The organism is Micromonospora endophytica, from assembly GCF_003236305.1.
Classification (GTDB): Bacteria; Actinomycetota; Actinomycetes; order Mycobacteriales; family Micromonosporaceae; genus Micromonospora; species Micromonospora endophytica.
In genome coordinates, this window is sequence record NZ_POTX01000201.1 from 1 (window position 1) to 11,108 (window position 11,108).

The 11,108-nt window shown below is 71.6% G+C and carries 9 protein-coding genes and 1 pseudogene; 6 read left to right on the forward strand and 4 right to left on the reverse strand.

Going from position 1 to position 11,108, the window contains the following annotated elements; all coding sequences use genetic code 11:
• Positions 1-75: 75 nt before the first annotated feature.
• Positions 76-726, reverse strand: a pseudogene (locus tag C1I93_RS23255) (4'-phosphopantetheinyl transferase family protein); the annotation flags it as partial.
• A 222-nt stretch (positions 727-948) separates the two neighbouring features.
• On the opposite strand from C1I93_RS23255, the gene C1I93_RS23260 reads away from it, so the two are divergent.
• Positions 949-1,251, forward strand: coding sequence for a hypothetical protein (locus C1I93_RS23260; RefSeq protein WP_223256459.1), 303 nt, complete (start codon positions 949-951; stop codon positions 1,249-1,251).
• Positions 1,252-1,525: 274 nt separating this feature from the next.
• Here the strand turns inward: C1I93_RS23260 and C1I93_RS23265 are convergent, their stop codons facing one another.
• Positions 1,526-3,217, reverse strand: a complete 1,692-nt coding sequence (locus tag C1I93_RS23265) for a dolichyl-phosphate-mannose--protein mannosyltransferase (RefSeq protein ID WP_111245422.1) — start codon at positions 3,215-3,217, stop codon at positions 1,526-1,528.
• Between the two features lie 93 nt (positions 3,218-3,310).
• On the opposite strand from C1I93_RS23265, the gene rsmI reads away from it, so the two are divergent.
• On the forward strand, positions 3,311-4,153 hold the full coding sequence (gene rsmI, locus C1I93_RS23270; RefSeq protein ID WP_420811765.1) for a 16S rRNA (cytidine(1402)-2'-O)-methyltransferase: 843 nt from the start codon (positions 3,311-3,313) through the stop codon (positions 4,151-4,153).
• Between the two features lie 64 nt (positions 4,154-4,217).
• On the opposite strand, the gene C1I93_RS23275 is transcribed toward rsmI, so the two are convergent.
• Positions 4,218-5,108: a hypothetical protein gene (locus C1I93_RS23275; protein ID WP_223256460.1), complete on the reverse strand. Its 891-nt coding sequence runs from the start codon at positions 5,106-5,108 to the stop codon at positions 4,218-4,220.
• 150 nt (positions 5,109-5,258) lie between these two features.
• Here C1I93_RS23275 and metG point away from each other — a divergent pair, with 150 nt between their 5' ends.
• On the forward strand, positions 5,259-7,061 hold the full coding sequence (gene metG / locus C1I93_RS23280) for a methionine--tRNA ligase (protein ID WP_111245430.1): 1,803 nt from the start codon (positions 5,259-5,261) through the stop codon (positions 7,059-7,061).
• 56 nt (positions 7,062-7,117) lie between these two features.
• Here metG and C1I93_RS23285 read toward each other — a convergent pair whose 3' ends face one another.
• Positions 7,118-7,969: an alpha/beta fold hydrolase gene (locus C1I93_RS23285; protein ID WP_111245424.1), complete on the reverse strand. Its 852-nt coding sequence runs from the start codon at positions 7,967-7,969 to the stop codon at positions 7,118-7,120.
• A 244-nt stretch (positions 7,970-8,213) separates the two neighbouring features.
• On the opposite strand from C1I93_RS23285, the gene C1I93_RS23290 reads away from it, so the two are divergent.
• The 3 genes from C1I93_RS23290 to C1I93_RS23305 form a co-directional block, all read left to right on the forward strand.
• Complete coding sequence (locus C1I93_RS23290; RefSeq protein WP_111245425.1) at positions 8,214-9,104, forward strand: TatD family hydrolase; 891 nt, start codon at positions 8,214-8,216, stop codon at positions 9,102-9,104.
• A gap of 112 nt (positions 9,105-9,216) precedes the next feature.
• Positions 9,217-10,089, forward strand: a complete 873-nt coding sequence (gene rsmA / locus C1I93_RS23295; RefSeq protein ID WP_111245426.1) for a 16S rRNA (adenine(1518)-N(6)/adenine(1519)-N(6))-dimethyltransferase RsmA — start codon at positions 9,217-9,219, stop codon at positions 10,087-10,089.
• Positions 10,090-10,187: 98 nt separating this feature from the next.
• The coding region (locus C1I93_RS23305) for a 4-(cytidine 5'-diphospho)-2-C-methyl-D-erythritol kinase (protein ID WP_111245427.1) at positions 10,188-11,108 on the forward strand (921 nt) is incomplete at its 3' end.

Consider the following 11,108-nt stretch of genomic DNA (forward strand, 5'->3'; position numbering starts at 1 on the left):
CTCACCGACGGCGTGGTCACGGAAGCGCAGCCGGGCCTTATCGTCGGCAGCGTCAGATGTGTATAAGAGCCAGGGCGGGAGCAGCGCGGCGGCGGTGCGGACGAGGCTGGCCTCCACCACGAACCGGCCGCTGATCCTGGCCGGAGGGTCGCCGACCGGGGCGGCGTCGAGGCGGGCCGACGCGATCCGAGCGGTGAACGTCCCGCCCTCGGGATCGAGTTCGACGAAGGCGTCGTGAAAATCCAGCCAGGTGCCGACGAGCGGATGCCAGATCTTGTAGACCGTCTCCTTGGCGCTGAACACCACTGCCGGCCAGGAGATGCCGGAGGGCAGTCGCTCGCACCGTTCCACCTCCTCGGGCAGGCAGATCATGCGGCGTACCCCGGGGCTGAGCTCCTTGTGCTGTTCAGCGTCCATTCCCACCGACCGGACCTCGCTGCTCCGCGCCACGGCGGCGGCGCAGTAGTCAAGGGTGTGGGTGATGGTGCCGACCGTGCCCGGCGGCCAGATCGGCGACCTGTCGGCGGCGGCGGGCACGGCGACCGGTGGCAGGCCCAGCAGGGTCATGGCGCGGCGGGCGCACACCCGGCCAGCGGTGAAGTCACGCCGCCGTCTGGTCACCGCGCGATCACCGAGACCGGCGGCTTCCGTGGCGTACAGGTGGCCGGTCCAGTCGTCCGGCTCAGCCACCGCGACCGCCACCGCCGAGGGCAGTAGGTCACGCATCGCCGGACCGGCAGGGATGCATTCGACGCTCCGTCACCGTAAGGTCGACCATCGGCGATCGACTATGCGGGAGTGGGTCACGGGTGGCCACGTCTGGTCAACGTACCCGACGCGTAACGCCGAAGTGTGCCTGGACGCTGCTGGGTTGGTGTTCGTGGGGGGTGATGTGTCGGTCGACGGCGATGCTTGGCCGCCGTCGAGGTGGAGGCGGAAGGGAGCGCGATGACGAGTGTCGCGAATCGCTCAGACGTACCGGTGACCCGGATGGACAGCAGTGCCGAGCCGGCGCGGGGGGAACACGCTCCGGTGTCGCCCGACTGGACCTGCGGATCCTGCGGTGCCGACTGGCCGTGTGAGGCCAAACGCGTCCGACTGTTGAGCGAGTACGGCGTCGACCGGGCAATGCTCAGCGTCTACCTCGGTGCCTGCCTGGCCGCTGCCGCCGAGGATCTGCGTGCACACGGGCCGGCCGCACTCCAGAAACGCTTCTTCGGCTGGCTGCCACCTCGCCCGAGAAAGGGCTGAGCGCAGCGTCTGTGGCTGGTCACCAGCGGTGGTCGGCGGGCGTGGATCTTCGCAGCGATCGGAGGTCGTCGGAAATCTGACCCCGGCTGCCCCGTTGTGCCGCTGGTCATGGGTGGTTAAGCTTTGGATGCGCGCCCCAATCGCCCGCTTCCCCCGTGGCAGGCGATCGGGGCGCGTCCTTTTTGGGTTCTCAGCGGCCCAGTTCTCCGCTCGGTGTGGGCCCGGATGCTCAGCCGGCGGGCCCCGGGCGTCGCTCCCGGGGCCGTGGCCGTGGTCAGATCCAGCGTCCGCCCAACCACATCCGCGCCGACCATTCGGCGTACGGCAGGCCCTGGCCGACGAAGATCGGATAGAAGTAGGCGAAACAGAGGACGACAAGCACCAGGTACGCCCCGACGATCACCGCGCCGACCAGCCGGCGGTCCCGGCTGGCCTCCTCGTCGAAGCCGCTTGTCGGACGTGTCCCGCTCAGACCGGTTGGTGCGGCGATCGCGCCGAGCACGTAGACCACCGCCAGCACCAGGAAGGGCAGTACCGGGGCGGCGTAGAAGGAGAACATCGTCCGGCCGTCGAGGGCGATCCAGAACCAGGGCAGCAGCCCCGCACCGACGAACAGCAGGAGCGTGCCGGCCCGCCAGTCCCGCCGCGCGAGGCCGAGCCAGACCAGCGCCACCAGCGCGGGCAGGAACGACCACCACAGCAGTGGCGTGCCGAGCAGCAGCACCTCCTCGGTCCGGCTGGTGGCGTCGCAGACACCCTCACACTGCCAGTGGAAGGCCACCGGCCGGCCGAGCAACAGCCACTGCCACGGCCAGGACTGATACTTGTGCGCGTCGTCGAGCTGGTTGTGGAAGCCCAGCGCGGCCTGGTGGTACTTCACCAGATTCCACAGCGGGCCGATCACCGGCGTGTCACTGAGCCCCGCCCCCGGGTACCGCTCGGCGAGCCGGTAGTAGCCCTCCTGGCTGAACAGCCAGCCCGACCAGCTCGTCACATACGTGACGAGCATCAGCACGCCGGCGAGCACCATCGACGGGAACCCGTCGAGCATCGTCGCCCGCCACGGCCGAGGCACCCCGGCCGAGCGTCGGGCACCGACGTCCCAGAGGAGCATCAGCAGCGCGAACGCCGGGACGAAGAAGAGCGCGCTCCACTTCACCGCGAAGGCGCAACCCAGCAGCACCCCGGTCGCCAGCCGCCACCAGGGCCAGTTCCGCCAGCCACCTGGTGGGCGACCGGCGCGCCCCCGCGCGGTGGGATCCAGGCCCGCCGCCAGCGCCCGGGCCCACCGCCGACGCGTCGCGTCCCGGTCGAGCACCAGCGTGGCGAACGCGGCGAGCACGAAGAAGAGCAGAAAGCCATCGAGCAGCGCGGTGCGGGACAGCACCACGTGGAAGCCGTCCAGGGCGAGCAGCAGGCCGGCGGCGCAGCCGAGCATGGTCGAGCGGAACAGCCGGCGGCCGGTCCGGATCAGCAGCAGCACCGCAAGCGTGCCGATGAGGGCCGCCGAGAAGCGCCAGCCGAACTCGGGCGCGGTGGTCCAGAGCTGTCCGGGCACCGAGATGCCGTGCTCGGCGTCGGAGTAGCCGAAGGCCCACTCGCCGAGGCCGATCAACCACTTGCCCAGTGGCGGGTGGACCACGTACGACGGGCCGTTGTCCTTGTAGTTCCACTCGACGGCCCGGTCGATGAGCGCCCAGGCGTCGCGGGCGTAGTAGATCTCGTCGAAGATCTTGCCGGGCGGGTGGCTGAGGTTGGCGAACCTGATGATCGCCGCGATCGCCACCACGAACATCGTGGCCAGCCAGGAGTGCCCGTCCAGCCGGTCCTCCACGGTGGCCAGCCGGCGGCGGACCAGCTCCGGCACCCGGTCGGGCTTCGGGTCGGTGGGCTCGGCAGTGGCTGCCGTGGACGCCGGATCCGGCTGGTCCGCGCTGGCGCTCTCTGCTGTCGACGCACTCGTCACCCGGCGATCGTAGGCTGCGGAGGGGGCCGGTGGCGTCAGTCGTCCCCAAATCCGGTACGAGCGTCGATGAAGGAGTGGCGGACATTGGGTGAAATGACCGATTCGGGCCGCCTGGTGTTGCTCGGCGCGCCGCTCGGAAACCCCGCCGACGCCTCCGCCCGGCTACGCGACGTCCTCGGCACCGCCGACGTGGTCGCCGCCGAGGACACCCGCCGGCTGAGTCGGCTCGCCCGCGACCTCGACGTGACGATCGCCGGGCGGGTCGTCTCCTACTTCGAGGGCAACGAGGAACGGCGTACGCCGGAACTCGTCGACGTGCTCACCGCCGGGTACGTGGTCGCACTCGTCACCGACGGTGGGATGCCCAGCGTCTCCGACCCCGGCTACCGGCTGGTCCGGGCCGCCGTGGCGGCCGGTGTCCCGGTCACCGCCGCCCCCGGCCCCAGCGCGGTCACCACCGCCCTGGCCCTGTCCGGGCTGCCCAGCGACAGGTTCTGCTTCGAGGGGTTCCTGCCGCGTACGCCCGGCGCTCGTCGTACCCGGCTGCGGGCGCTGGCCACCGAGGAGCGCACCCTGGTCCTCTTCGAGGCACCGCACCGGGTCGCCGCCGCGCTCGCCGACCTGGCCGACGCGTTCGGCGCCGACCGGCCCGCCGCGCTGTGCCGGGAGCTGACCAAGACGTACGAGGAGGTGCGCCGTCGCCCCCTCGGTGAGCTGGCCCGATGGGCCACCGAGAACGACCCGCGCGGTGAGATCACCCTCGTCGTGGCCGGCGCCCCGGCCGCGCCCGCGACCCGCCCCGACGACGACGCGTTGCGCGCCGCGGTGGCCGAGCGGGAGGCCACCGGCATCAGCCGGCGCGACGCGATCACCGAGGTGGCGAACACTTTCGGCTTGCGGCGACGGGACGTCTACACCCTCGTGCACCAGGTGTAAGGAAGGGCCCCCTGTTAACGCCTCGGGTAGAGGAGGGGCCCCCTCTTAACAAATGGTCGCCGGGCTACCAGGCCGAGGCCAGGAAGCCGAGCATGATGGCGAGTGGGCCGGCGAGCGAAGCGATGACCGCTCGCCGCCGGGCCCGTGGCGTGGACAACCGGGTCGCTCCGGTCCACCGCGCGATGCCCACGCCGCAGCCCAGCACCGCCAGCAGGCCGAGCAGCCAGCGCAGGTGGACACCGGCCCCGCGATCGACGTACGCGGTCCCGCCGTCCGGGCCGGTCACCCGGGCCGGCAGGGCCTCCCCGGCGGCCGTGCGGTGCGCCGGCACCCCGCTGATCCGTACCCCGTGACTGCGGAACGCGTCGTCCGCGGCGGCGAAGATGCCCCGGCAGCGCTGGCTCAGGCCGCCGCCGGAGCACTCGGTGACGACCACCGTGCCCGAGGTGGCGTGCCCGACCGCGACCCAGAACGGGCCGGCGCTGACCCAGGCGAAGAAGGTCGCGGCCAGGCTCAGCCCGACCAGCGCGGCGAGCCCCGGCAGCGGGTCCGGTGGATGGCTGCCGGCCGCCCGGCGGCGGCGCTTCGGCCAGGCCCGACGCCACCAGGGGGCGGTGTCGCCGGTCGCCTCCGGCCGCACCGGCGTACCGTCCCAGTGCACCTCCTCGATGGGCGCCCAGAAGGCGTCGTCGTCATCCGGCGTAGCGGCGTCGGGGGCGTACCGGTGGCCGGCCGGCCGGACCGGGACCCGGCGGGGTAGCGCGTCCACCGGCGCGCCGGTGGTCGGCTCCAGCTGCACGGCGGGCGGCGAGGCGTGGCCCGGGGCCTCGCCACCCCCGGGCACGGCCCGCGGCTGCGGCGGCGTCACCACCGGGGTACGCGGGTCCGGCCGAGCTTCGGCGGGGAGTCCGTCTTCGGGGTCGCGGGTGGCTCTGTTGCCAGTCACGCGGTTCATTGGACACCGTCAGCGATGCCTGGATTGGCAGCTCAGGCCGCGTGTCGGCGACAAATCGGACCAGGATGTCGACAGGAACGCCCCGCCCGCCGACGCCGTCACCCGTATTGGTTCGCAGCCACCCCGGGCGGGTCACTAGGCTTGCTGGTCATGAGTCACGTTCTCGCGGCAGTGGCCTGGCCGTACGCCAACGGCCCACGCCACATCGGCCACGTCTCCGGTTTCGGCGTTCCCTCCGACGTCTTCGCCCGGTACATGCGGATGGCCGGCCACGACGTGCTCATGGTCTCCGGCACCGACGAGCACGGCACCCCGATCCAGGTCCAGGCCGATGCCGAGGGGCTCAAGCCGCGTGAGCTGGCCGACCGGTACAACAGGGTGATCGTGGAGGACCTGCACGGGCTCGGCCTCTCCTACGACCTGTTCACCCGCACCACCACCCGCAACCACTACGCCGTGGTGCAGGAGCTGTTCGAGGGGATGTACCGAAACGGCTACATCGTGCCGAAGACCACGATGGGCGCGATCTCGCCCTCCACCGGCCGGACCCTGCCCGACCGGTACATCGAGGGCACCTGCCCGATCTGCGGCTACGACAGCGCTCGGGGCGACCAGTGCGACAACTGTGGCAACCAGCTCGACCCGATCGATCTGATCAACCCCCGTTCGAAGATCAACGGGGAGGCTCCCGAGTTCGTCGAGACCGAGCACTTCTTCCTCGACCTGCCCGCCCTGGCCGACGTCCTGCGGCAGTGGCTGGACACCCGGGAAGGCTGGCGGCCCAACGTGCTGCGGTTCTCCCGGAACCTGCTGGACGACCTGCACCCCCGGGCCATCACCCGTGACCTGGAGTGGGGCGTGCCGATCCCGCTCGACGGCTGGCGCGATCGTGCCGACAAACGGATCTACGTCTGGTTCGACGCGGTGATCGGCTACCTCTCCGCGTCCATCGAGTGGGCCCGCCGCTCCGGCGACCCGGAAGCCTGGCGCAAGTGGTGGTCCACCGACGGCGAGGGCAAGGACTCCCAGGCCTACTACTTCATGGGCAAGGACAACATCGTCTTCCACTCGGTGATCTGGCCGGCGTTGCTCGCCGGTTACTCCGGCGAGGGCAGCCGGGACGGCGAGCCGGGCCGGCTCGGGCGGCTCAACCTGCCGACCGAAGTGGTCTCCAGCGAGTTCCTGACCATGGAGGGACGCAAGTTCTCGTCCTCCCGCCGGGTGGTCATCTACGTTCGCGACTTCCTCCAGCGATACGACGCCGACGCGCTGCGGTACTTCATCGCGGTGGCCGGTCCGGAGAGCAACGACACCGACTTCACCTGGGCCGAGTTCCTGCGGCGCAACAACGACGAACTGGTCGCCGGCTGGGGCAACCTGGTCAACCGGTCCGTCTCCATGGCGGCGAAGAACTTCGGCGAGATCCCGCCGATCGGCCCGGACGGGCTCACCGAGGCCGACGAGGCGCTGCTGGCCGTGGCCCGCGCCGGCTTCGCCACGGTCGGCGACCTGATCGCCAGGCACCGGCAGAAGCAGGCCATCGGCGAAGCGATGAAGGTGGTCGCCGAGGCCAACAAGTACCTCTCCGAGCAGGCGCCGTGGAAGCTCAAGGGCGAGGCGGACAAGCCCCGGATGGGCACCATCCTGCACGTCGCCCTCCAGGTGGTCAGCGACGCCAACACGCTGCTCACCCCCTTCCTGCCGCACTCCGCGCAGAAGATCCACGAACTGCTCGGCGGCACCGGCGTGCACGCCCCGATGCCGGTAATCGAGGAGGTCGACGACCTCGACGTCGGGCCGAGCTACCCGGTGCTGACCGGGGACTACACCCAGGGCACGCGGTGGGAGTCCGTACCACTCGCGGTGGGCCGGCAGCTCGCGGCACCCAAACCGGTGTTCCGTAAGCTCGACCCCTCGATCGTCGAGGAGGAACTGGCCCGCCTCAGCGGCTGACCACGTACGACGGGCGCGACCCGGAGAGGTCGCGCCCGTCGTCGTCTCAACAGATGTCAGGCCCGGGCCATGGCCGGCGCGCCGATGAACTCCATGATCGCTTGGTTCACCTCGTCGGCGTTGGTCCACGGCGTGCCGTGCGGGGCACCCTTGAGGGTGACCAGCCGGCTGTCGGCGAGCATCGGCTGGAGCCGCTGACCGGTCTTCGGGTACGGCAGCACCATGTCCTTGTCACCCTGCACGATCAACACCGGCACGTCGATCCGGGACACGTCGCCCCGGAAGTCGGTGCCCCAGGCGTCCACGCAGTCGTGGGTGCCCTTGGCCGAGGCCCGCGCACCGATGTCCCAGTGCGCCCGGTACGCCTCCTCGCTGACCAGCTTGCCCCGGTTCTCGTCGTAGTTGAAGAAGGAGTTGCAGAACTGGGTCAGGTAGGCGAACCGGTCCTTGATGATCGCCTGCTTGAACCCCTCGAAGAGGCTGGGGTCGACACCCTCCGGGTTGTCCGGCGCCTGCTTCAGGTACGGCGCCAGCGGCGCCAGCAGCACCGCCCGGTCCACCCGGTCCGACCCGTACGAACCGAGGTAGCGGGTCACCTCACCGGTGCCCATCGAGTGGCCGACCAGGATCGCGTTACGCAGGTCCAGTTCCGTCATCAGTACGTCGAGGTCGGCGGTGAAGGTGTCGTAGTCGTACCCGTACGCCGGTTGCGCCGAATTACCGAAACCGCGCCGGTCGTACGTGATCACCCGGTATCCGGCCTGAAGCAGCGGTCCGGAGATCTTCTCCCACGTCGCCCCGTTGAACGGGAACCCGTGGATCAGCACGATCGGCTGACCGGAACCGTGATCCTCGTAGTACAGGTCGATGGGCGCGGAGTTCTCCGTGCCGACGGTGATGAAGGGCATCGCTTCCTCCTGTGTCCGGACGGGAGACCGAGCCTTCCCCGGCGGAGGACCGATATTCCTGACCGACCGCCGGGGTCCGGCAGAGCAGATACGGGTAGTCCACGATCTGGTCGGCGGTGACATCGGCATCGGCCGTCCACACCTCATAGACGCCCCGCTCGTATCACAGGGGACGGGGCGTAGTCGGGGTGCACACCGGGTGGCGGCCGGGTGCACTCGGCCGATGTGTGATGCTGTCGGCAAGATGAGCGAGCCGAACGAGTCCCGCAGCCAGCGCGCGGCCCGCCGCGCCGGTGAGTTCCCGCCCGCACCCGAGCCGCTGCCGCAGCCGGTGCTGGACAGCCACACCCACCTGGACATCACCGTCAGCGAGGTCGGCGTACCGGGTGGCAGCGCCGCCGCGGACCCGGTCACCGCGGCGATCGACGTCGCCGCCGGCGTGGGCGTCGACCGGCTGGTGCAGGTCGGCGTCGATGTCGCGTCCTCCCGGTGGGGTGCCGAGGTGGCCGACCGGCACCCCGCCGTGCTCGCCACCGTGGCGCTGCACCCCAACGAGGCGCCCCGGCTGCCCGACCTCGACGCCGCGCTGCGCGAGATCGAGACGCTGGCCGCCCGGGACCGGGTCCGAGGCGTCGGCGAGACCGGAATGGACTTCTACCGCACCCGCGACGACGGACGGTCCGCGCAGGAGGAGAGCTTCCGCGCCCACATCGCCATCGCCAAAAGGTACGACAAGACGCTCGTGATCCATGATCGGGATGCCCACGCCGACGTGTTGCGCATTCTCGACGACGAGGGCGCACCCGACACCGTGGTGATGCACTGCTTCTCCGGGGACGCCGAGTTCGCCGCCGACTGCGTCCGCCGGGGTTACCTGCTCAGCTTCGCCGGCACCGTCACCTTCGCCAGCGCCGGAGCGCTGCGCGAGGCCGCCGCGCTGACCCCGCTCGACCAGATCCTGGTGGAGACCGACGCGCCGTACCTCACTCCGGTGCCGCACCGCGGCCGGCCGAACGCGTCCTACCTCATCCCGCTGACGGTCCGGGCGCTGGCCGCCACCACCGGCGCCGACCTCGACGAGCTCTGCGCCGCGATCTCTGCTAACGGTGAGCGGGCCTTCGGCCCCTGGCGCTGACGTCCACCCGTCGCAGACCGCGCCACGCGATGCGTTCGTCGTGTTAACAGGGGGCCCCTGCTCTACCGGAGGCGTTAATAGGGGGCCCCTCCTTTAGCCGTAGGCTGTGCGTATGGCCGTTGATCTGCTCGGGCCGGCGGAGATCCGGGACCTCGCCGCCCGGCTCGGTGTCGCCCCCACCAAGAAGCTCGGCCAGAACTTCGTGCACGACCCGAACACCGTGCGCCGGATCGTCACCACCGCCGGGCTCACCGGCGACGACGTGGCGCTGGAGGTCGGGCCCGGGCTCGGCTCGCTCACCCTCGCCCTGCTGCCGGTCGCCGCGCACGTGCACGCCGTGGAGATCGACCCGGCGTTGGCCGGCGCGCTGCCCGACACCGCCGCCCGGCACGCCGGCCCGGACGCCGCCCGGCTCACCGTGCACCAGGCCGACGCGCTGCGGATCACCGCCGCCGAACTGGCCGACCCGGCCCCCACCGCACTTGTCGCGAACCTGCCCTACAACGTCGCCGTGCCGGTGGTGCTGCACCTGCTCGCCGCACTGCCCAGCCTCCGGCACGGGCTGGTGATGGTGCAGAAGGAGGTCGCCGACCGACTCGTCGCCGGTCCCGGCTCCAAGGTGTACGGCATCCCCTCGGTCAAGCTCGCCTGGTACGCCCGCGCCCGCGCCGCCGGCAAGGTGCCACCGAACGTGTTCTGGCCGGTGCCGAACGTCGACTCCGGTCTGGTCGCCTTCACCTGCCGCGAACCACCCCGGTCGGACGTACCCCGGAAACGGGTCTTCGCCGTGGTGGATGCGGCTTTCGCGCAGCGCCGTAAGACGCTGCGCGCCGCCCTAGCGGGTTGGGCCGGCGGTGCCGACCGGGCCGCCGCGGCGCTCACCGCCGCCGGTGTCGACCCCGGCGCACGCGGCGAGTCACTCACCGTGGAGCAGTTCGCCGCCATCGCCGCGTCGGCCCCGGAGGCCGCCGCCGGCGCGCAGTAGGCTGACGCCGTGCCCGTCGCCGACTCCGCCGACTCCGCTGAGGAGCTGATCGTGACCAAGCCGTCTGACGTCCGGCTGCGTGTCCAGGACATCACCCCGTGACCGAGGCGTGGCGACCGGAGGACGACGAACCGCGCGGCGCCAGCGGGCCGGTACGAGTGAAGGTGCCCGCCAAGGTCAACCTGCACCTGGGGGTCGGCCCGTTGCGCCGGGACGGCTACCACGAGCTGAACACCGTCTACCACGCGATCTCGATCTACGACGAGCTGACCGCGCGGCGTGGCGACACGCTCACCCTCACCATGGAGGGTGAAGGCACCGGTGAACTCGCCCTGGACGACTCCAACCTGATCATTCGGGCCGCCCACGCCCTCGCCGGGTACGCCGGCGTGATGCCGCACGCCCGCCTGCACCTGCGCAAGCAGATCCCGCTCGCCGGTGGGCTGGCCGGCGGTAGCGCCGACGCCGCCGCCGCCCTGGTCGCCTGCGACGCGCTCTGGGGCACCGGACTCTCCCGTGACGAACTGGCCGGCATCGCCGCCGATCTCGGCTCGGACGTGCCCTTCCTGATCCACGGTGGCACCGCCCTGGGCACCGGCCGGGGCGAGGCGGTCAGCCCGGTGCTGGCCCGCCCCACCTCCTGGCACTGGGTGGTCGCCATCGCCGACGGCGGGCTCTCCACCCCGCAGGCGTACCGCGAACTGGACCGGCTGCGGGAGACCGGTGCCGCCGGGTCGCCGCTCGGCAGCACCGCCGGGCTGCTCGCCGCACTCCGCCAGCGTGACCCCCGGGTGCTCGCCCCCACCCTCGGCAACGACCTCCAGGACGCCGCGCTGGCCATGCGCCCCAGCCTGGCCGCCACCCTCAAGGCCGGCGAGGCCGCCGGTGCCCTGACCGGCATCGTCTCCGGCTCCGGGCCGACCTGCGTCTTCCTCACCGCCGACGCCGCCGACGCCGCCCGCGTCGCCGCCGAACTCGAAGCCGCCGGCGTGTGCCGCCAAGCCCGCACTGCCCACGGC

Bases quoted from the DNA above. Each gene is read 5' to 3' on its own strand.
- C1I93_RS23260 (WP_223256459.1), top strand. From the start codon at position 949: ATGACGAGTGTCGCGAATCGCTCAGACGTACCGGTGACCCGGATGGAC.
- rsmI (WP_420811765.1), top strand. From the start codon at position 3,311: ATGACCGATTCGGGCCGCCTGGTGTTGCTCGGCGCGCCGCTCGGAAAC.
- C1I93_RS23275 (WP_223256460.1), bottom strand. From the start codon at position 5,108: ATGAACCGCGTGACTGGCAACAGAGCCACCCGCGACCCCGAAGACGGA.
- metG (WP_111245430.1), top strand. From the start codon at position 5,259: ATGAGTCACGTTCTCGCGGCAGTGGCCTGGCCGTACGCCAACGGCCCA.
- C1I93_RS23285 (WP_111245424.1), bottom strand. From the start codon at position 7,969: ATGCCCTTCATCACCGTCGGCACGGAGAACTCCGCGCCCATCGACCTG.
- C1I93_RS23290 (WP_111245425.1), top strand. From the start codon at position 8,214: ATGAGCGAGCCGAACGAGTCCCGCAGCCAGCGCGCGGCCCGCCGCGCC.
- rsmA (WP_111245426.1), top strand. From the start codon at position 9,217: ATGGCCGTTGATCTGCTCGGGCCGGCGGAGATCCGGGACCTCGCCGCC.